Annotated in this window: 23 protein-coding genes and 1 tRNA gene; 11 read left to right on the top strand and 13 right to left on the bottom strand. The window is 63.6% G+C overall.

Annotated features, from left to right (window positions below):
* The first annotated feature begins 7 nt into the window (after positions 1-7).
* Positions 8-214, top strand: a complete 207-nt coding sequence (locus FEZ63_RS20760) for a hypothetical protein (RefSeq protein ID WP_150948084.1) — start codon at positions 8-10, stop codon at positions 212-214.
* A gap of 87 nt (positions 215-301) precedes the next feature.
* Here FEZ63_RS20760 and FEZ63_RS20755 read toward each other — a convergent pair whose 3' ends face one another.
* The 4 genes from FEZ63_RS20755 to moaA form a co-directional block, all read right to left on the bottom strand.
* Positions 302-496 (bottom strand): hypothetical protein, encoded by a 195-nt coding sequence (locus FEZ63_RS20755; RefSeq protein WP_150948083.1) that lies wholly within the window; start codon positions 494-496, stop codon positions 302-304.
* Between the two features lie 144 nt (positions 497-640).
* Positions 641-1,507 carry an NAD(P)-dependent oxidoreductase gene (locus FEZ63_RS20750; protein ID WP_150948081.1) on the bottom strand — a complete coding sequence of 289 codons (867 nt, stop codon included), beginning with the start codon at positions 1,505-1,507 and terminating at the stop codon, positions 641-643.
* 70 nt (positions 1,508-1,577) lie between these two features.
* Entirely contained in the window at positions 1,578-2,336 is a 759-nt protein-coding gene (locus FEZ63_RS20745) for a transporter substrate-binding domain-containing protein (protein WP_150948079.1), read from the bottom strand.
* 134 nt (positions 2,337-2,470) lie between these two features.
* The gene (gene moaA, locus FEZ63_RS20740) at positions 2,471-3,508 is read right to left on the bottom strand and encodes a GTP 3',8-cyclase MoaA (RefSeq protein WP_150948077.1); all 1,038 of its coding nucleotides are present in this window, start codon (positions 3,506-3,508) and stop codon (positions 2,471-2,473) included.
* A 102-nt stretch (positions 3,509-3,610) separates the two neighbouring features.
* Between moaA and FEZ63_RS20735 the strand changes: the two genes are divergently transcribed.
* Positions 3,611-3,967 (top strand): gamma-butyrobetaine hydroxylase family protein, encoded by a 357-nt coding sequence (locus FEZ63_RS20735; RefSeq protein ID WP_150948075.1) that lies wholly within the window; start codon positions 3,611-3,613, stop codon positions 3,965-3,967.
* A gap of 139 nt (positions 3,968-4,106) precedes the next feature.
* On the opposite strand, the gene FEZ63_RS20730 is transcribed toward FEZ63_RS20735, so the two are convergent.
* A complete protein-coding gene (locus tag FEZ63_RS20730) occupies positions 4,107-4,691 on the bottom strand; it encodes a L,D-transpeptidase (protein WP_150948073.1) in 585 nt (194 codons plus the stop codon).
* Between the two features lie 246 nt (positions 4,692-4,937).
* Between FEZ63_RS20730 and FEZ63_RS20725 the strand changes: the two genes are divergently transcribed.
* A tRNA-Val gene (locus FEZ63_RS20725) sits at positions 4,938-5,012 on the top strand.
* Between the two features lie 221 nt (positions 5,013-5,233).
* Here FEZ63_RS20725 and FEZ63_RS20720 read toward each other — a convergent pair.
* Positions 5,234-5,923: an HAD family hydrolase gene (locus FEZ63_RS20720; protein ID WP_150948070.1), complete on the bottom strand. Its 690-nt coding sequence runs from the start codon at positions 5,921-5,923 to the stop codon at positions 5,234-5,236.
* Positions 5,924-6,013: 90 nt separating this feature from the next.
* Here FEZ63_RS20720 and FEZ63_RS20715 point away from each other — a divergent pair, with 90 nt between their 5' ends.
* The 3 genes from FEZ63_RS20715 to FEZ63_RS20705 all read left to right on the top strand — a co-directional run bounded on the left by FEZ63_RS20715 (position 6,014) and on the right by FEZ63_RS20705 (position 7,850).
* Positions 6,014-6,481 carry a hypothetical protein gene (locus FEZ63_RS20715; RefSeq protein ID WP_150948068.1) on the top strand — a complete coding sequence of 156 codons (468 nt, stop codon included), beginning with the start codon at positions 6,014-6,016 and terminating at the stop codon, positions 6,479-6,481.
* 191 nt (positions 6,482-6,672) lie between these two features.
* Positions 6,673-7,308, top strand: a complete 636-nt coding sequence (gene rpiA, locus FEZ63_RS20710) for a ribose-5-phosphate isomerase RpiA (protein ID WP_244622915.1) — start codon at positions 6,673-6,675, stop codon at positions 7,306-7,308.
* A 32-nt stretch (positions 7,309-7,340) separates the two neighbouring features.
* Positions 7,341-7,850 (top strand): DUF2059 domain-containing protein, encoded by a 510-nt coding sequence (locus tag FEZ63_RS20705; protein WP_244622914.1) that lies wholly within the window; start codon positions 7,341-7,343, stop codon positions 7,848-7,850.
* Between the two features lie 97 nt (positions 7,851-7,947).
* Here the strand turns inward: FEZ63_RS20705 and FEZ63_RS20700 are convergent, their stop codons facing one another.
* From FEZ63_RS20700 to FEZ63_RS20680, 5 genes are all read right to left on the bottom strand, one after another.
* Complete coding sequence (locus tag FEZ63_RS20700; protein WP_150948061.1) at positions 7,948-8,184, bottom strand: hypothetical protein; 237 nt, start codon at positions 8,182-8,184, stop codon at positions 7,948-7,950.
* Positions 8,185-8,406 carry a hypothetical protein gene (locus tag FEZ63_RS20695; protein ID WP_150948059.1) on the bottom strand — a complete coding sequence of 74 codons (222 nt, stop codon included), beginning with the start codon at positions 8,404-8,406 and terminating at the stop codon, positions 8,185-8,187.
* A gap of 148 nt (positions 8,407-8,554) precedes the next feature.
* Positions 8,555-10,054, bottom strand: a complete 1,500-nt coding sequence (locus FEZ63_RS20690; RefSeq protein WP_150948057.1) for a tripartite tricarboxylate transporter permease — start codon at positions 10,052-10,054, stop codon at positions 8,555-8,557.
* A gap of 7 nt (positions 10,055-10,061) precedes the next feature.
* Positions 10,062-10,523, bottom strand: a complete 462-nt coding sequence (locus tag FEZ63_RS20685; protein ID WP_150948055.1) for a tripartite tricarboxylate transporter TctB family protein — start codon at positions 10,521-10,523, stop codon at positions 10,062-10,064.
* Positions 10,524-10,604: 81 nt separating this feature from the next.
* Positions 10,605-11,576: a Bug family tripartite tricarboxylate transporter substrate binding protein gene (locus FEZ63_RS20680; RefSeq protein WP_150948052.1), complete on the bottom strand. Its 972-nt coding sequence runs from the start codon at positions 11,574-11,576 to the stop codon at positions 10,605-10,607.
* Between the two features lie 138 nt (positions 11,577-11,714).
* On the opposite strand from FEZ63_RS20680, the gene FEZ63_RS20675 reads away from it, so the two are divergent.
* From FEZ63_RS20675 to FEZ63_RS20655, 4 genes are all read left to right on the top strand, one after another.
* Positions 11,715-12,980, top strand: a complete 1,266-nt coding sequence (locus FEZ63_RS20675) for an O-antigen ligase family protein (protein WP_162419806.1) — start codon at positions 11,715-11,717, stop codon at positions 12,978-12,980.
* Positions 12,977-14,362 (top strand): glutathione-disulfide reductase, encoded by a 1,386-nt coding sequence (gor, locus tag FEZ63_RS20670; protein WP_150948048.1) that lies wholly within the window; start codon positions 12,977-12,979, stop codon positions 14,360-14,362. The genes FEZ63_RS20675 and gor overlap by 4 nt, the downstream gene beginning before the upstream one ends.
* A 96-nt stretch (positions 14,363-14,458) precedes the next feature.
* Positions 14,459-15,292, top strand: a complete 834-nt coding sequence (locus FEZ63_RS20665) for a M48 family metallopeptidase (protein WP_150948046.1) — start codon at positions 14,459-14,461, stop codon at positions 15,290-15,292.
* Positions 15,293-16,050: 758 nt separating this feature from the next.
* Positions 16,051-17,436, top strand: a complete 1,386-nt coding sequence (locus FEZ63_RS20655) for a class II 3-deoxy-7-phosphoheptulonate synthase (protein WP_150948042.1) — start codon at positions 16,051-16,053, stop codon at positions 17,434-17,436.
* An 85-nt stretch (positions 17,437-17,521) separates the two neighbouring features.
* Here FEZ63_RS20655 and FEZ63_RS24890 read toward each other — a convergent pair whose 3' ends face one another.
* Positions 17,522-17,662 carry a hypothetical protein gene (locus tag FEZ63_RS24890; RefSeq protein ID WP_153245871.1) on the bottom strand — a complete coding sequence of 47 codons (141 nt, stop codon included), beginning with the start codon at positions 17,660-17,662 and terminating at the stop codon, positions 17,522-17,524.
* A 29-nt stretch (positions 17,663-17,691) separates the two neighbouring features.
* Positions 17,692-18,180 carry a hypothetical protein gene (locus tag FEZ63_RS20650; RefSeq protein WP_150948039.1) on the bottom strand — a complete coding sequence of 163 codons (489 nt, stop codon included), beginning with the start codon at positions 18,178-18,180 and terminating at the stop codon, positions 17,692-17,694.
* A gap of 143 nt (positions 18,181-18,323) precedes the next feature.
* Between FEZ63_RS20650 and FEZ63_RS20645 the strand changes: the two genes are divergently transcribed.
* A complete protein-coding gene (locus FEZ63_RS20645; protein WP_150948036.1) occupies positions 18,324-20,057 on the top strand; it encodes an NAD+ synthase in 1,734 nt (577 codons plus the stop codon).
* Positions 20,058-20,099 lie beyond the last annotated feature (42 nt).

Raw genomic sequence — 20,099 nt, 5'->3', positions numbered from 1 at the left:
GACGACCATGCGCATGAACTACCTGATCCTCGGCCTCGTCACGCTGCTCGCGGTCGTCGGGCTGTTCGTCTCGCGCGATCCCGAACGCTCCGCCCGCCTCTCGCAGATGTACGACGATGCGGCCCTGTCGGGCGATGCCAAGCAGGCGGCGCTGGTGCTGATCGCCCTCGCGATCGGCGGGTTCGTGGCCTACCTGACGATCAGCCGCCGATAGGGCAGGACGAATTTTCTAACCGAAACAGACGATTAGTCGGACCTGTTGCACTTCCGCGAGAGCGTTGGCGCGGACTTCTTCGATGATCTATCGCTTCGCCGAAACGGACGCGCTCGGGCTATTGGGCTGGGGCGGGGAGGAAATGCCGTAATTGATCGCGTAGAAGCACAGCCCGATTCCAACGATCACGGCGAGCCAGTTCAGCGTTCGTGTCAGCCAGATATCCGGCGCGTCGTTTGCCGTGTGGATCGGCTTCTTCGGCGGGGGCAATTCGGTTGGCATTGGCTGTTCCTCAAAGCCCGGAGAGCTTCGAGACGCACGGATGCGCAAAGAAGGTCGGCGGCCGACTAAGGGACCGCTGATACTTTGAGATATACCATTCGGGCCGGCTTTGACATGACGAACAGCGACGCGGCCGCGCGCAGCCTATTTCCCCAATCGCGAGATCAGGCTCGACGTATCCCAGCGCCTTCCGCCCTTGGCCTGGACGTCGGCATAGAACTGGTCGACGAGGGCGGTCACCGGCAGGCTGGCGCCATTCTTGCGCGCCTCCGCGAGACAGATCGCCAGGTCCTTGCGCATCCAGTCGACCGCGAAACCGAAATCGAATTTTCCCTGGTTCATGGTCCGGCCGCGGTTTTCCATCTGCCACGATCCGGCAGCACCCTTGGAAATCACGTCGAGCACCGCCTCGATATCGAGCCCCGCCTGCTGGCCGAAATGAATGCCTTCCGAGAGCCCCTGGACGACGCCCGCGATGCAGATCTGGTTGATCATCTTGGTCAACTGGCCGGACCCGGCCGGACCCATCAGGCGGCAGGCGCGGGCAAAGCTCATGATGACGGGCTCGGCCTTGGCATAAGCGTCCGCATCGCCGCCGCACATGATCGTCAGGACGCCGTTCTCGGCGCCGGCCTGTCCGCCGGAGACGGGCGCGTCGATGAAGGCCGCGCCTTTTTTGCCCGCGGCCTCATGCAGTTCGCGCGCCACTTCGGCCGAGGCGGTGGTGTGATCGACGAAGATCGTACCCTTGCGGAGACCCGCGAAGGCGCCATCGGGACCGATCGTCACCTGCCGGAGATCGTCGTCGTTGCCCACGCAGGCGAGCACGAATTCCTGGCCGTCGGCGGCCTCGCGGGGCGTTTTGGCAACGCGGCCGCCATTCTCGGCTGCCCATTTCTCCGCCTTGGCGATAGTCCGGTTATAGACCGTCAGCTCGTGGCCTTTGGCCCGCAGGTGTTTCGCCATGGGTGCGCCCATGACACCGAGCCCAATGAAACCGACCTTCGCCATCGTCCGCTCCCGTTTTCGTCCAAGATCCTTCGTGCGGTTCTATGGAGAGAGCTGGCGGGGGTCAAACGTCCTATTTGATGTCGAACGAAAAGTATTTGGCGCGGATGCGATCATAGGTGCCGTCCGCCTGGAGCGCCGACAGCGCGTTGTCGAAGCGGCGCTTGAGGTCAGCGTCTTCCTTGCGCAGGCCGATCCCGTAGAACTGTCGCGAATAGGCCGGCTCGTCGGGCGCGGTGCCGAGAATGCGGCAGCATTCGCCCTCGCGGCTCTCAAGAAACTTCAGCAGCGTCCGCTTGTCCCCGAACACCGCGTCGATGCGGCCCACGAGAAGATCGAGGGTGGCCTCGACCGGGCTTCCATAGAGGGCGATTTCCGATTCCCGGTAATGCTGTTCCAGGTAATCGGCATGGTCGCTGCGGATCGTCGCGCCGATCTTCAATCCGGCCAGCCCCTCGGGTGTCAGGGCTTTGATCTCGCTATCCTTGGGCGCGATGAAGATGGCGGGGATGCGATAATAGGGTTCCGAGAAGGCGAGGCGCTTCTGCCGCCGCTCGAGAATTTCCAGCGACGACATGATCGCATCATATTCCCGGTTGAGCAGGCCTTTGACGATGCCGTCCCATTCGTGCTGCACCAGGGTGCATTCGGCCGCCATCTGCTCGCACAGGGCCTTGGCGAGATCGACTTCGAAGCCCTGCAATTCATTGTTCTGGTCGATGAAATTGAAAGGCGGGTAGGCACCCTCGACGGCGATGCGGATGGGTGCCGGTTTGGGCGCCGCATCCTGTGCGCCAGCCGGCAGCGCTGCTCCGGGCCCGAAGGCGAGCATGAGACACAGCAACAGTTCTGGCCAGCAGCGCAGCCCCTTCACGGCAATCCAATCAGCGAGTTTGGCGCGATATTCCCGGAAAGCTCAAGAGTGTCAATCGAGCCGAAAGCCGCTAGGCCTCCGGGAAAGGGATTTCAGCCGCCCGTGACGCTCATATGCCGCGCCAGGGCGGGGCGCGCATGGCGGCGGTCGATGACGAAATCATGCCCCTTCGGCTTTCGCGCAATGGCAGCGACGATCGCCTGCTCGAGGGCAGCGTCGCTCTCGGAAGCGCGAACGGGCGCGCGCAGGTCGGCCGCGTCCTCCTGCCCCAGGCACATGAAGAGTTGACCCGTGCAGGTGAGGCGGACGCGGTTGCAGCTTTCGCAGAAATTATGCGTCATCGGCGTGATGAACCCGAGCGTGCCGCCGGTCTCGGTGACGCGGACATAGCGCGCGGGCCCGCCGGTGCGCTCGTCGATTTCGGTCAAGGTAAACCGTTGCGCCAGCCGTGCGCGGACGAGCGAGAGCGGCAGATATTGGTCGATACGCTCGCTGTCGATTTCGCCAAGCGGCATCACCTCGATCAGCGTGAGATCCATCCCGCGCTCGTGCGCCCAGCCGAGCAGCGTTTCGATCTCGTCCTCGTTGGTGCCTTTCAGCGCCACCGTGTTGATCTTGACCTTGAGGCCGGCCCGCTGCGCCGCGTCAACGCCGCCGAGCACCTTCGTCAGATCGCCCCAGCGGGTAATACGGCGGAACTTGCCGTCGTCGAGAGTGTCCAGCGACACGTTGATGCGCCTGACGCCGCAGGAGGCAAGATCGGCCGCGTGACGGGCAAGCTGCGAGCCGTTGGTGGTCAGCGTGAGTTCATCGAGCGCATCCGTCTCCAGATGCCGCGAGAGCGACCGGAACAGCGTCATGATGTCCCGCCGCACCAGGGGCTCGCCGCCGGTGATGCGCAGCTTGCGCACACCCTTGCCCACGAAGACCGAGCAGATCCGGTCAAGCTCCTCCAGCGTCAGGAGATCGCGCTTGGGCAGGAACGCCATGTCCTCCGACATGCAATAGACGCAGCGAAAGTCGCAGCGATCGGTCACCGACACGCGCAGATAGGTGATCGCCCGGCCGAATGGATCGACCAGGGGCTGGTGATCCGTGGTGTGTCTTCTGCGGGCAGGGGATCCCCACATTCCGGAAGCATTCCTTGTCGTTGTCTTGAGTTTACGGGTCCGATTGGAACTTAACTCTCGAGGCGCTAGCGTCAAATCACCAAACAAGGAAGAGATCGATTCATGACGACGAAGCGCTGGCCGACCGAGCTTCGGCTCGCGAAAGACAAGACGAGCCTGAGGATCGCCTTCGACGACGGCGCCGCCTTCGATCTTCCGGCCGAATACCTGCGCGTGACCAGCCCCTCGGCGGAGGTTCAGGGCCACAGCCCGGCGCAGCGCAAGACGGTTCCGGGCAAGCGCAACGTGCAGATCATCAGCGTGCTGCCGGTCGGCAATTATGCGGTGCGGCTCGTCTTCGACGACATGCACGATACCGGGATCTATGGCTGGGATTACCTGTTCGAACTCGGCACCGAAATGCCGGAGCGCTGGCAAGCCTATCTGGACGAGCTGGCGGCAAAGGGGCTGTCGCGGTAGCACGTCGTGACCCCGGTCGTGGCGGGACCTAGCGGAGTGGCGCTGACTCGCGGGCCTAAATCTCAACACGCACCTGCAAAAACGGGCGCAATCCCTTGGGATCGCGCCCTTTTCTTCCTCACGTGACGGATGAAGATGGTTACCGCTGCACCACCACCCGGGCGCCGACCCTGGTGCGGTTGTAGAGATCGGTGACATCCTCGTTGGTCATCCGGATGCAGCCCGAGGAGACGGCCTCGCCGATGGTTTCCGGCTCGTTCGAGCCGTGGATGCGGTAGATGGTGCTGCCGATATAGAGCGCGCGCGCGCCGAGCGGGTTATCGGGGCCGCCGGCCATGTGACGCGGCAGGTCGGGGCGGCGCCTCAGCATTGCCGCCGGCGGCCGCCAATCCGGCCATTCGCGCTTCATCGTGACCGAATGCGCACCGCCCCACTGGAAACCGGGCCGGCCAACGCCGACGCCGTAGCGGATCGCCTTGCCGTCACCCAGCACGTAATAGAGCCGGCGCTCGTGGGTCGAGACCACGATGGTGCCGGGCGCATAACGCCCATCGAAGGAAACGATCTCGCGCGGCACTGGCGAGGCCTGCGCGCGCACCGGATCCTCGACGCTGTAGAGCGGCTGGCGGGTGAGCGGATCGATTGCGGTGAAAGCTGCGGCCGGCGTCGCGAGAGCGGCGAAAGCGCAAGCAAGCCCGGTCAGGGCGGCGCGGGTGCGTCCCATAAATGCCTCGAAATAACCAAGTTTCGCTACTGGTTTGAGATAGCTAAACGCAACAGCCGCGTTTGAGATCCGTTGCATAGCAGAGGTTCTGGCCTGAACACTATTGCGACGCTGCCTTGATTTCGCCTCGTCGTAAGCAAGGGGTTAAAGCCAAGCTGCCATGATTGGCGCGCAGCGGCCTCGGCGCGGATTTCGCCGCGATGGCCTTGACGCGAAGGGAAAAACGACACTAGAAGGCGCTTGTCAGGGCGCGTAGCTCAGCGGGAGAGCATTCGCTTCACACGCGAAGGGTCACAGGTTCAATCCCTGTCGCGCCCACCATTTCCTTCCTGACTGCATATTTTCACATTTTCGCGAGCAGGTGGCTCGCTGCCTTCGTCCGAGAAAGCGAAAGCCTGTCGCGGAGCCTCATGCTGAGGATGGCCGAAGGCTTGTCTCGAAGCACGAGGCGGTTCCAGAGACCACTGGAGGACCCTTCGAGACGCCGTTTTGCGGCTCCTCAGGATGAGGTGGAGATGCCTTGGTTGACGGCAGTTTCCCGCTCAGGCGGCGGCCTTGCAGGTCAGCCTTGCGACCGCGTCGAAGAGCTCGTCGAAATGGTCGATGACGCGATCCGGCCCGAGTTGTCGGACGGGCGTTTCCGTGTAGCCGAACGGCACCGCGATGACCGGGATGCGCGCGTTTCGCGCAGCGACGATGTCGGTGTTGGAATCGCCCACCATGACGGCCCGGGTCGGATCACCCCCGGCGCGCGCGATGGTCATCGTCAGGTGGCGCGGATCGGGTTTGAAATACGGAAAGGTGTCGCGCCCCGCATTGAACGCGAAGCGGTGGCCGACGCCGAGTTCGCTAAGCAGCTTGACCGAATGGGTTTCGACCTTGTTGGTGCAGATCGCCAGGACGAAGCCTGCTTGCTCCAGTCGGTCGAGCGCGTCCAGCACGCCGGGAAAAAGCTTCGTCCGGACGCAGATATTGGCGCCGTAATGCACCATGAAGCGCTCGAACAGCCGTTCGAGATGATCGGGCGAAAGGTCGCGACCGGCCGTCTCGAAGCCCCGTTCGATCAGCGCACGGGCGCCGGCGCCGATCATGTCGCGTGCCTTTTCCACCGGCAGGGAGGCGAGGCCCTCCTGGTCGAGGATCACGTTGAGGGTCGCAACCAGATCGCCGGCAGTATCGGCCAGCGTTCCGTCGAGATCGAAGACGGCGATAGGCGGGGCAAGAATGGCCATCGGTCTCGGCTACCTCCACATAACGAGAGAATCAAGCGTCGCGATGGTATGATCTTAAGGTTGATTCGTTCTTACCAGCGGGAGTGCTGAATGCGGTTTGTTGACTTTGAGGCGCGTTTTTCGGCGCTGGCCCTTGTGGGTGGCCTCATGGCCGGGGGGATCGCGCCGGCGATGGCGGCACCCTTCGATTTCGTGCCCGCACCGCAGACAGACCTGAACCGCATCTATCGGATCGACCGCTTCAGCGGCGAGATCAGCTCGTGCCAATATGGCCTGCAGGAGGGCACCATCGGCGTCACCCTGTGCTTCGGGTCGGGTGAGGGCGCGGGGCCGCAAGTGCCTGGGGAATATGGACTTGTTGCCTCCCGGCATGAGCGCGAGGGCGGCGTTTTCCGTGTCAATTTCCGCACCGGCGACATGAGCATCTGCTACGTCTTCGACGAGAAGGTGGTGTGCACGCCGCAGACGAGCCCGGCCGCCGCCGCCCCGGCAAGTTCGGCCCCGGCCGCGACGCCGAGCGCTCGTCCCGGAACCGGCGCCTCGCCGCAGCGGCCATAAACCGGCTCTTTAGTGTCGCGCACGAATGAAACCTTCTTTCTTCGGCGCGTTGCGCTGTGCTAGAGGGCGTTCGGTGGCTGGAGCCTCGCCAGAGGCTTTGCCGCCGGAAATGTCATGAACAGGGATCTTTCGTGAGCGATCAACTGAAACGTGCTGCGGCCGAACGGGCGGCGGCCCTCGTCAGCGACGGCATGCGGCTCGGCATCGGCACCGGGTCGACGGCGGCGCATTTCGTCGCGGCGCTCGGCGCGCGTGTTCGCGGCGGCCTGACTGTGGTGGGTGTTCCCACATCGGAGGCGACCCGCGTCCTCGCGACCGCCGAAGGCATCGCGCTCACCACCCTCGACGAGACCCCCGAACTCGACCTGACGATCGATGGCGCCGACGAGATCGACGATTCCTTGCGCCTCATCAAAGGCGGCGGGGCTGCCCATCTGCGCGAAAAGATCGTCGCAGCCGCCAGCGCCCGTATGATTGTCATCGCCGATGGCTCGAAGCACGTGGCAACGCTTGGACGCTTCCCGCTTCCGATCGAGGTGGTTCCCTTCGGCCTCAAGGCCACCGAGATCGCGATCGCGAAGCTCCTGAAAAGCCAGGGCCTCCCGGACGACCTTCGCCTCCGGAAAATACCGAACGGCGCCGCTCTCGTGACCGATGGCGGGCATTTCATCCTCGACGCGCATCTGGGACGCATCGACCGGCCGGAAGCGCTGGCCGATGCCCTCAACCGCATTCCCGGTGTCGTCGAGCACGGTCTCTTTCTCGGCCTTTGCACAGGGGCGATCCTCGCCACTGCTGAAGGGCTTGTCGAAATCGGTCAGGTTTGACCATGAATCCCATTCAGCTTGGAGCCTCACCCATGATCCGTTCTGCCTCCCGCCTCGTCGCGACCACTTTTGCGCTGGCCCTGCTCGCCGGTCCCGCCTTCGCCCAGACCTCTCCGGCGGCGGCGACCCCGAGCCATCTTGCGGTCGCCCGCGAGGTCGCCACGGTCACGGGCATGACGCGCTCGTTCGATGCCATGACGGAGCCCTTTCTCGACCAGTTGCAACAGATGAACGTGACCCGGCCAGAGATCAAAAAGGACCTCGACGAGGTCACGGCGATGCTGCGTCCGGAGATCGAACTTCAGAAGGAAAAGATGCTCGACAACGTGGCTCGCGTGTTCGCCGCGCGGCTCACGGAATCCGAGTTGAAGGACATCGCCGCCTTCTACAAGACGCCGACCGGGGTCAAATACGTCGCCATCCAGCCGGGCCTCCTCGACGACATCGTCAAGGATCTGGCGACCTGGACCCAGAACGTTTCCGAATATGTGATGATCCGCGCCCGCGCCGAAATGAACAAGCGTGGCCATCAGTTGCAGTAATCTGCTCACAAGACGGATACGGAAAAGCCCGGCAGTGCCGGGCTTTTTTGTGGCCTCTGGGGGACCGCCCTGAAAAGCAGTCGCAGAATCCCGTCAGTCAGTCATAGCGGCGGATGCTATCGGGAATTGAAAAGCCGACCCATCGGTCTTTGAGGTTATCGATGATAACCTCCGCGTCGAACCAATGGGCGTCGTTGATAAAATCAGGCTCCGGCAGAAAGAAGACCTGGCAACCCGGCGTGAGCCATGCCTCACCTGAGGGGATACGATCCCCTTCGAAGGTGCAGCCCGAAGCTGTCAAAAGCAGGTAAATATCCGCAGCCAGGAAACGCAACTAGGCGACGGACCTCTCGCGAATCCGGTACTGTAGGGTCTCGCGGGCTTTTACCCGGTTCCGTACTTGCTCCAGAACATCAAGCGCAGGCTGAATATTGCTGTAGGCGATCGCCTCGTCGGCGTGAGAGATGTGCAGTTCCGGCACGTCCGGCGATGTGAAGACATGTTTTGTCCCGACGATGCGGTGCACAATACGGATGTCTTCCAAACGGACACTCATAACAATCCTCCAAGCAACAGCGGAAGTTTGGGCGATCACCAACACACAGTCAACCTGACGTTGGCGGCCGACGTTCCAGTACGCCTCACCAATATGGTGGCGCCGCCGAGAGGTTACAAGATAACCGCTAAATTCGGTCCTGCAGTCCTCAATCCTCGGCCGCCTTGAACCGCCCCATGCCTTTGAGGAAGAACGGCAGGATCAGGGCGACGAGGGCGATCAGCAACAGGATCGCCGAAAATGGGCTCTGCACGAGCACCATCGGATCGCCGAGGCTGATCGAGAGCGCGCGGCGGAGCTGACTTTCGGCGATGGGGCCGAGGATCAGCCCGACCACCACCGGCGCGATGGGATAATCGAACCGGCGCATCAGGAAGCCCAAGACACCGAAGGCGGAGAGCATCATCAGTTCGACCGGTGAGGGGTTGGCGGCGATGGTTCCCATGGTGGCGAAAACCAGGATGCCCGCATAGAGCCAGGGCTGCGGGATCGCCAGCAGGCGCACCCACAACCCGACCAGCGGCAGGTTCAGCACCAGCAGCATGGCGTTGGCGATGAAGAGGCTCGCGATCAGGCCCCAGACCAGATCGGGGCGCTCGGCAAACAAGAGCGGGCCGGGATTGAGGCCGTATTGCTGGAAGCCCGCCAGCATCATGGCGGCGGTGGCCGAGGTCGGCAGCCCCAACGTCAGCAACGGCACGAGGGTGCCGGCCGCCGAGGCGTTGTTGGCGGCCTCAGGGCCGGCGACGCCCTCGATGGCGCCATGGCCGAATTCTTCCGGGTGCTTCGTCAGCTTCTTTTCCGTCGAATAGGACAGGAAAGTCGGGATCTCGGCGCCGCCGGCCGGCAGGGCGCCGATCGGGAAGCCAAGAGCCGTGCCGCGGAGCCAGGGCTTCCACGAACGCTTCCAATCCTGCTTCGTCATCCAGAGCGAGCCGCGAACGGGTTCGAGCTTTTCCTCGTGAATATGGCGCCGCGAGGCGACGTAGAGCGCTTCGCCGACGGCAAACAGCCCGACCGCCAGCGTCGTCACCTCGATGCCGTCGAACAATTCCGGCACACCATAGGCTAGGCGGGATTGGCCGGTCAGGATGTCGATGCCCACCAGGCCGAGCGCCAGGCCGATGAACAGACTGGTCAGGCCGCGAACCGGTGAATCGCCGAAGGTCGCCGACACGGTGACGAAGGCCACGCACATGAGGGCGAAATAATCCTCCGGCCCGAATTGAATGGCGAGTTCGACGAGAAACGGCGCCAGGAAGGTGAGCCCGATGGTGGCGATGGTGCCGGCGACGAACGAGCCGATGGCGGAGGTGGCAAGCGCCGGGCCGCCGCGTCCGGCCTTGGCCATCTTGTTGCCCTCGAGCGCCGTCGCCATGGAGGCGCTTTCCCCCGGCGTATTGATCAGGATCGCGGTCGTCGAGCCGCCATACATGCCGCCGTAATAGATGCCGGCGAACATGATGATCGAGCCGCCCGGATCGAGTTTGAACGTGATGGGCAGCAGCAGGGCGACCGTCAGCGCCGGGCCGATGCCGGGCAGCACGCCCACCGCGGTGCCGAGGAGCACGCCGACGAGTGCGAACAGGAGGTTCATCGGCTGGATGGCGATGGTGAGGCCGTTGGCGAGGGAGATAAACGCGTCCATGGCGGCCTCAGATCAGGCGTTCAAGCGGACCCACCGGCAGCGACAGGGTGAGAAGCTTCGAGAAAAGGAGATACACCACCACGCCGATGACGAAGCCGATCACGAGATCCGTGATGATGGCGCGTCGTCCAAACGCGGTGGACGTGGCCGCAAAGAGGATCGAGGTGGCGAAAATGAAACCGCCGCCGAACCGGATGAGCGCGATCAGCGCCGCAAGGCCGCCGAGGATCAGGACGATGGGCTTCCAGTCGAGGCTGTCGCGCGCCGGCAATTCGCCGCGAAACGCCATGACGGCGTTGCCGAGGGCGAGAATCGCCAATCCGACCGCAACGATCATCGGCATGGCCTTGGGGCCGACCCCGTAGACCGAAGAGATGCTGAGGGAACTCATGTCCCACCAGATCGCGCCGGCGATGGCCAGCAGAATGAATGCGATGACGAGGCCTGCCACGTCGATGCGCCGAGTCATGGGCAACCCCACTCAGTTTGATGGAAAAAAGAAACGCCGCGAAGAGGTGCGGCGCTTCCCGGATCGTTTTGCCGCGAAGCCTTAAGACTTCACGAGGCCGACGGACATCAGGACTTCCTTGGTGCGGACCTGATCCTCGGCGAGGAACTTGGCGAAAGCGTCGCCCGACAGATAAGCGTCGTCCCAGCCCTTGGCCTTGAGGATTTCGGTCCATTCCTTGGACTTGTTCAGCTTGTCCATGGCATCCACCAGAGCCTTCTTCTGCTCGGCGGTGATGCCCGGAGGGGCAACGACGGCGCGCCAGTTGGCGATCTCGAGGTTGATGCCCTGATCCTTCAGCGACTGGCCGTCGATATTCGGCAGCTTGGTGGCCGACGTGAGGCCGATCAGGCGCAGCTTGCCGGCCTTGATCTGGCTTTCGAACTCGCCGTAGCCGGAGATGCCGACCGTGACCTTGCCGCCGAGGATGGCGGCGAGCGCTTCACCCCCGCCCGAGAACGGGATGTAGTTGATCTTGGTCGGATCGGCGCCGACTTCCTTGGCGAACAACGCCGCCGCAATATGATCGACGCCGCCGGCCGAACCGCCGGCCCAGGTGACCTTCGCCGGGTCGGCCTTCACGGCCGCCGCCAGGTCCTTGGCGTTCTTGATCGGGCTGTCGGCGGGAACCACCAGCGCTTCGTATTCTGCCGTCAGCCGCGCGATCGGGGTGGTCTGGTCGAGGGTGACAGGGGACTTGTTGGTGAGAAGTGCACCCACCATCACGTAGCCCATCACCATGAGCTGGTTGCCGTCGCCCTTGCCGCTATTGACGAACTGCGCGATGCCGACGGAGCCGCCGGCACCGGGGACGTTGACGACCTGGGCGCTCTTGGCGATGCCGGATTGGGTCAGCGCCTGCTGCATGGAACGCGCGGTCTGGTCCCAGCCGCCGCCGGGAGCCGCCGGCGCCATGATCTTGAGTTCCATCTGCGCGGCCGCGGACGTGACAAAGCCTGCAACGGCCGCGACGGCAATAGCGCCGCGCCAGAGACTTTTGCGGGTGTGAATCATCGTTGTTTCCTCATGTGGCGCTGCCGTTCGATCCGGCGCGTCCTGGCGGAACGGTAAAGGGGGAAATCAGGGGCGGCAAGCGGTTGGTTCTTTATCGCCGGGAAACCTTCGCGTAAGAGCCTCCCCATGAGCAGCCGCATGAGCAAAGCCGCGAAACCCTCGACTGCCCGCCCGGCCGGCAAGGCCGAAGGCATGGCGCGCGGCCTGTGGCACGTGGCGATGGGCGCGCTCGCCCTCATGCCCGTGGGGATGGCGATCGCCCATCGGTCGAGCCCGGTCTTTCTCGGTCTCGCCGCCGTCAGTGCCTTGCTCGCCGTGATGATCGAGGGCGGCTTGCCGGACTTCCTCGGAGAGGCGCGTGCTCGTCTCGCCACACCGTTCGGCATGACCGGTGCGGCTTTCCTGGCGTGGTGCTTCGTCTCCATCGGTTGGAGCGAGTACCCCGGCATTTCCCTGCACGCTTTCGGCGAATTCTGGCTGTCGGTGCTCTTCGCATTCATGCTCGCGGTGATCCTGCCGGAGCGCATGAGCCGGAGGGCATTCTGGCTGCTCGCCCTCTCATGCGCCATCGCGGCGATCATGATGATGGTCGAGCTCGGCACCGGCATGGCGTTGCGACGCGCGCTCGGTGTCCGGCCCGATATTTTCATCTTCAACCGTCCGATGCTGACCCTGATGGTCCTCCTGCCGGTTCTCGCCGCCTTCCTGTTGCGGCAGGACCGCCTCGGCCGGGCCTGCGCCGTGGGGCTTGCCGTATTGGTGGCGGTCGCGGTCGCGCGTTCCGAAAGCGGTGCGGCCTTCGTCGGGCTGTGGGCCGTGATCGCAGTCTTCGCCGCTTCCTGCCTTGCCCCCCGGCTCGTCGCGCTTGCAGCCGCAATCGCGTTTGTCGCTGTGATTGCGCTGGCGCCGTTTCTCGGCACGATCGGCGACACGCTCATCCCGGATGCGGTGCATGAACGGCTCGCCGACGATCACTCCCGCGATCGCATCGACATCTGGCTCAGTTTCGGCGACGCCATCGGCCAGGATCCCGTTCTCGGCGGCGGCTTCGGGATCAGCCCGCTCATGGACCGGACGGCGGTGGCCGATCGCGTCGCCCCGCAGCACCGGACGCTGCTCGGGGTCGGCCATCCTCACAATGCCGCGATTCAGATCTGGGCGGAGCTTGGCATTGTGGGCGCCGTGCTTACGTTGATGATCATCCTGCAGACCCTCCGCACCATCGCCCGACAGAAGCGCCTCGTGGCCGCAGCCTCCCTCGCCCTCATGGCGGGGACGACGGCCGTGGCGCTCGTCGGGCACGGGGCCTGGCAGGGATGGTGGGCGGCCTCGGTCGGCGCAGCCATCGTCTGGCTGCTGGCGGCGCGGGCCGGCCTGCAAACACAAGTGGAGACGACCCGATGAGCGAATTCGACGTTGACCTGTTTGTCATCGGGGCCGGCTCCGGTGGCGTGCGCGCGGGTCGGATCGCCGCCGGATACGGCGCCCGCGTGATGGTGGCGGAGGAATACCGCGTCGGCGGAACCTGCGTCATTCGCGGCTGCGTGCCGAAGAAGCTGCTGGTCTATGCCAGCCGCTTCGCCGACGATTTTCACGACGCCGCCGGTTTCGGCTGGACCATTCCGGCGACCCGCTTCGATTGGGCGACCCTGATCCGCAACAAGGACACGGAAATCGACCGGCTGGAAGAGATCTATCGCGCCAATCTGGGAAAGGCCGGCGTCGAGATCGCCGATGACCGCGCGGTGATCGAGGATGCGCACACGGTCCGCTTGGTCAAGACCGGCGAGCGGGTGCGGGCGCGCATCATCCTGGTGGCGGTCGGCGCGCATCCGACGCTCGAGCCGAAAATCCCCGGCGGCGATCTCGCCATCACGTCGAACGAGGTCTTTCACCTCGAAGCCCTGCCCAAGCGCATCCTTGTCGTCGGCGCGGGCTACATCGCGGTGGAATTTGCCGGAATTTTCAACGGCCTCGGCAGCGACGTCATCCTTCTGCACCGGGGCGACAAGCTCCTGCGCGGGTTCGACGAGGATGTGCGCGATGCGCTTGGCGAGGCCTATGCGCGGCGGGGCATCAGCCTCGCGCTTAACCGCACGATCTCGCGGCTCGACAAGACCGTCGACGGCATCGCGGCGACTCTCTCGGACGGTTCGGTCGTACACGTGGACGAGGTTCTGGTGGCCACCGGTCGGCGGCCCAACACCGCGCATCTCGGGCTCGAAAAGGTCGGCATCACCGTGGACAAGGCGGGCGCCATCCCGGTCGATGCCTATTCGCAGACCCTCGTACCGTCGATCTACGCCATCGGCGACGTGACGAACCGCGCCAACCTCACGCCCATCGCCATCCGCGAAGGCCATGCCTTCGCCGACACGGTGTTCGGCAACCGGCCGACGATGGTCGACCACAGCCTGATCCCGACGGCGGTGTTCTCCACGCCGGAGATCGGCGTCATCGGCTACGGCGAGGAAGCCGCCCGCGCGCTCTACGGTGATATCGATGTCTATATGAGCGCCTTCCGGCCCATGCGCGCGACGCTCTCCGGCAGCCAGGAACGGGTGATGTTGAAACTCATCGTCGACCGCGCCACCGACAAGGTGGTGGGCGTCCACATCGTCGGCCATGACGCGGGCGAAATGATCCAGCTCGCCGGCATCGCCGTCACGATGGGCGCCACCAAGGCCGATTTCGACCGCACCATCGCGGTCCACCCGACGGCCGCCGAGGAGTTGGTGACGATGCGGGTGCCTTATGTGGTGAAGACGCCGGTGGCGGTGGGGTAGAGGCGAAAAGGCGCTGGGGACAACCCTTCTCTAAACGTAATTACGTTTCGAGAAATACGAGGATGCGATTAGACTGCCGGAAAATGGAGATTTCCGGTGACCTTCGACATCAACGCAATTCGGCATCCTAAAGAGCGCTTTTATGGGCCAGCAACGCTTCTGGGCGGCGTGGTGCTCTGGCTTCTGGCGGCCGTGATCATTCTCATGAGTAAGCAGCCCGTCGCAATGCTGACAGTTATGGGCGTCTACGGGCTCGTGATCTGGGGCCTGCTCACAGCCACCAAAGCCCTCGTTCGAGCCTACATGTTCGGGCATCACGTGCTCGTCGGCCCGGATCAATTCCCCCACATCCACGCCATGGTGCAAGAGGGCGCAAACAAGCTCGGTCTCGAGGCGGCCCCCATGACTTTCGTCTACAATTCCCACGGCGTCATGAATGCCTTCGCACTGCGCCTGCTCGGGAAGACGCGGTATGTCTGGCTGACCTCGGCCCTCATCGATGCCGACAACGAGGAGCAGCTCCGCTTCGTCATCGGGCACGAACTCGGGCACCACATCGCCGGGCATCTCGACCAGATGCTCCATCTCGTGCGCCTGCCCGCGCTGATCGTTCCGTTTCTAGGCGCAGCCTATTCGCGCAGCCGGGAATTCACCTGCGACCGGATCGGCGCCTACATCACCCGAGATCTGACCGTGGCGCGCTCCGCTCTCCAGATGCTGGCTTCTGGAAGCGCGAAGCTGAACTCCCAGATGAACGGCGCGGCCTTTGCGCTTCAGGACAAGATGGTGCCGCCCGTCGCAGGGTTCGTGCTCAAGGCTTTTTCCAGCTATCCCCGGCTGACGCGCCGGGTCGAAGAAGTGTCACAGTGGCTGATCGCGCAAGGGATCGGAAAATCGCCATCGGTGCCCTCGAGTGCTAAGGCTGCCTGACCGGTATCCAAAGACGACTGAGCCAAGTTCCGAAGCATAAGTTTCGTCCGGAGCCTGCTATTCTTGGTAGCGACGAGTCGGAGGCGTGCCTTGCACCTTGTTCATAACGAGCAGACGAAACTGACCGCCACCGCAATCAACAACGTGGCGGTCGCCTTCGTCATCGCGGGTTTCGTCGGGCCGGCGGTTTGCCGTCGGGTACGGTTCGGAAGCCATGCCTACGGACGCCGTGGCCATTGCCGCGAGCCTGGTTTGGCTTTTCGTTGGTCATCCTACATCTAATAGGGAAGTTGATCCTCAGGGGCCTGAAGCCATGACTCTCCTCGAAGCCTACGTCTATTTCGGCATTCCGGTCATTGCCGTGGCGATGGGTTTTGGCGCGCTCTGGATGTCCCGGCGGGAGAGCCGCCAGGAGCACAGCCGGTAATTGCGCTCAGGCTTCTCCCCATTCGGTCGTGACGTTTGACCACCCCCGTCTCTCCGGGACGGCGCAGCCGGGCCCGGAACCCCATAGACGCTGGCGATTAAGGATCGGGCGCGACGGCTTCGGCTTTGTCTTGACAGGCCAATGTTTATGGCTCCGGGCTCCGCTTGCGCGGCCCCGGAATGACGGAGTGTCGCGCCGACCGGGATTCAAACCGAGTTACTACCATCCCTTCTCGACCCTCGCCTTTTCCCATTCCTCGTGTATAGAAGCCCCTTCGTGCCGCGTTCTGCGGTGAGCGATGAGGTTTCTAAAGACACGGAGACAATGTGTCATGACTGAGCGTTGGACGCCCGACAGCTGGAGACATAAGCCGATCCAGCAGGTTCCCTCCTATCCGGATCTCGACGCCCTCGGGACCGTCGAGCGGGAACTCGCGGGGTATCCGCCGCTCGTTTTTGCAGGCGAGGCGCGCAAGCTCAAGCGGGCGTTGGGCAGCGTCGCCAAGGGCGAGGCGTTTCTGCTTCAGGGCGGCGATTGCGCCGAGAGCTTCGCCGAGCATTCCGCCGACAACATCCGCGATTTTTTCCGCCTCTTCCTGCAGATGGCGGTGGTGCTGACATTCGCGGGTTCGTCGCCGGTGGTGAAGGTCGGTCGGCTGGCCGGGCAATTCGCCAAGCCGCGTTCATCCAACACCGAGACGGTGGACGGCGTCGAACTGCCGAGCTACCGCGGCGACATCATCAACGACATCGCGTTCACGCCGGAATCCCGCATTCCCGATCCGGCGCGCCAGATTTCGGCGTTCCGGCAATCGGCCGCGACCCTGAACCTGATCCGCGCCTTCGCGTCGGGCGGCTACGCCAATCTCGAGAATGCGCATCGCTGGATGCTCGGATTTGTGAAGGACTCGCCGCAATCGTCGCGATACCGTGAGATCGCGGAACGGATCACCGAGAGCATCGATTTCATGCGCGCCATCGGGATCAACCCCGAAACGCACCCGGAAATGCGCGCGACGGATTTCTACACCAGCCACGAGGCGCTGCTGCTCGGCTACGAGCAGTCGCTCACGCGCGTCGATTCCACCTCGGGCGATTGGTACGCCACCTCCGGCCACATGCTGTGGATCGGCGACCGCACGCGCCAGCTCGACCATGCGCATGTGGAATATATGCGCGGCATCCGGAACCCGATCGGGCTGAAATGCGGACCGACGCTTGAGGCCGACGACCTCCTGAAGCTCATCGAGCGTCTCAACCCGGACGATGAGGCCGGCCGCCTGACGCTGATCTGCCGCTTCGGCGCCGGCAAGGTGTTCGACAATCTTCCCGGCCTGGTGCGGGCGGTGAAGCGGGAAGGGCGCACGGTCGTGTGGTCCTGCGATCCGATGCACGGCAACACCATCAAGGCGGCGTCGGGCTACAAGACCCGACCGTTCGAGATGGTGATGAGCGAAGTGCAGGACTTCTTCGCCGTGCACCAAGCGGAAGGCACGCATGCGGGCGGCATCCATCTGGAAATGACCGGCAAGAACGTCACCGAATGCACCGGCGGCGCCCGCGCGCTGACTGATGACGATCTGTCGGATCGTTACCACACCTATTGCGATCCGCGCCTCAACGCCGAACAGGCGCTCGAGATCGCGTTCCTCACGTCGGAATTGATCAAGCGCGAGCGGCAGGCCCGCGGCCGGCCGGATCTCGAGGCGGCCGAATAGATCCAACCTTAGATTCCGGACAAAAAAAGAGGGCGCTGAAAAGCGCCCTTTTAGTTTTGGGTCTCTGGAGATCTGGCAATAAAGATCAGCTCAAATAGCCCATGAAGAACAGAATGAGGATGATCGGTATCGGAATGCCGATCAGCCAAAGTAATCCGCCTTTTAACATCGCCGTCTCCTGTTGCCTTCGTGTTTTGACAACGAAGATGGCAAGGGCGGGTTCCATCCCGGTTTAGCTTGGGGGCTGCGTCGCCCTCAGTTGATGGGTCGAACGCTTTCCATGATGGACGTGATGGCAGCCTTGTGCTTTTTCCGCTCGGTTTCGGAACCCCACAAGGTCAGCATGACGACGCGGTTCTTGCCTGCGGGCAGCAAGACGAAATCGACCAGGGTCGGTCCGTTCGCGTCCGTCGTGTCGTAGCGCAGGACAGTGCCCGAGATGCCGTTGAAATCCATCTCACGTTCTTCAGGTTTCTTGCTGAAGTCGATGTCGTTGTCCTTCATCCAGGCCTCGTTGGTCTTCATCATGCCATCGAGCTTCTTCTTGCTGGCATATTCCATGGAGAAGAACACATCGTCGCCGGGCGATTGCGCTGAAAATCCGTACTCGATCTCCTCGACCTTCCAGTTATCCGGCACCGTCAATGTCGCCGCCGGATCCTTGTCGGGGACCGCGAAATTCTTCGCCGAGAGGGGAGTGGCAAGCATGGACAACACGGCAAAACTCAACAGCAGCTTTTTCATCGACAGGGGTCCCGGCCGCCCATTGCGGCATAGGATCTCGTAGGGGAAGGGAGGGCGATAAGCTACGCAGCGTGAGCGTTTATTAGCCACAATTTGCCGGGCGCATTGCTGCCACCCTGCCAACGCGCTAAATCGCAAGGATCATGGCCAAGAACCAACTCAGACTCGCGCTCGCCCAGCTCAATCCCACCGTCGGTGATGTGGCCGGCAACGAGGCGAAGGCGCGCGCGGCGCGCGCGGAGGCAGCCCGGCTTGGCGCCGACCTCGTGATGTTCACGGAACTGTTCCTCGCCGGCTACCCGGCCGAGGATCTGGTTCTCAAGCCCGCCTTTCAGGATGTGTGCCGGGACGCCTGCGAGCGCCTCGCCCGCGAGACCGCCGATGGCGGTCCGGGAATGCTCATCGGGCTGCCGTGGCGGGAGGAGGGCGAGGTCTATAACGCCTATGCGCTTCTCGACAACGGCGCCATCACGGTGCGCTTCAAGGTCGATCTGCCCAATTACGGCGTGTTCGACGAGAAGCGGATTTTCGCGCCCGGACCGTTGCCCGGGCCGGTGAATTTCCGCGGCATCCGCATCGGCATCCCGGTTTGCGAGGACATCTGGACCGGCGACGTGGTCGAGTGCCTGGCGGAAACCGGTGCCGAGATCCTGCTCGTGCCGAACGGCTCGCCCTATTGGCGCGGCAAGACCGAGGAGCGCTTCAACATCGCGGCGGCGCGGGTCACTGAAAGCGGCCTGCCGATCGTCTATCTCAACCAGATGGGCGGACAGGACGAGCTGGTCTTTGACGGCGCTTCCTTTGCGCTGAACGCCGATTGCTCGCTTGTGGCGCAACTTCCCGCCTATGCCGAAACTGTCGCGCTGACGGTGTGGGAAAAAGGGCCCGATGGATGGGCCTGTGTCGATGCGCCGATGGTCGTCGTGGAGGAAGGCGAGGAGGCGGATTACGCCGCCTGCGTGCTCGGGCTTCGCGATTATGTGGAGAAGAACCGGTTTCCCGGCGTCGTGCTCGGCCTCTCGGGCGGCATCGACTCCGCCATTTGCGCCGCCATGGCGGTGGATGCGCTGGGGGCGGAGCGTGTGCATTGCCTGATGCTGCCCTATCGCTACACGGCGGCGGATTCGTTCAGCGATGCGGAGGATTGCGCGAAAGCGCTGCGCGTCCGCTACGACACGCTGCCGATCGCGCCCGCCGTCGAGGGCTTCGAGCACTTGCTGGCGCCGCTTTTCGCCGGCAAGGCCCGTGACATCACGGAGGAAAATCTGCAGAGCCGCGCGCGCGGCACGATCCTCATGTCGATCTCGAACAAGTTCGGATCGATGGTGGTGACGACCGGCAACAAATCCGAAATGTCGGTCGGTTACGCGACGCTCTACGGCGACATGAATGGTGGCTTCAACCCGATCAAGGACCTCTACAAGATGGAGGTCTACCGCCTGTCGGCGCTGCGCAACCGCTGGAAGCCCGCGGGGGCACTCGGGCCGGACGGCATCGTGATCCCCGAGAACATCCTGTCGAAAGCGCCGACTGCCGAATTGCGCGAGAACCAGCGGGATCAGGATTCCCTGCCGCCCTACGACGTGCTCGACGACATCCTGCGGGGGCTCGTCGAGGATGAGTTGCGCGTCTCGGACATCGTCGCCAAGGGGCATGACCTCGCGACGGTGAAGAAGATCGAGCGGCTGCTTTACCTCGCTGAATATAAGAGGCGCCAATCCGCCCCCGGCGTGAAAGTCACCCGCAAGAATTTTGGCCGCGACCGCCGCTATCCGATCGTCAACCGGTTCCGCGATCAAGGCGAGGTGGCGTCGAAACCGGATCGGGGCCTGCTGCGCACGAATGGGGTGCCGAAGGTCGGCGGGATGGACATCTAGAGCTACCGCAATTCCCTCCCCCTTGTGGGGAGGGTTAGGGTG

Source organism: Microvirga brassicacearum, assembly GCF_008757455.1.
Lineage (GTDB): Bacteria > Pseudomonadota > Alphaproteobacteria > Rhizobiales > Beijerinckiaceae > Microvirga > Microvirga brassicacearum.
Note: the sequence above shows the minus strand (reverse complement) of the source record. Positions and strands in the feature narration are given on the sequence as shown.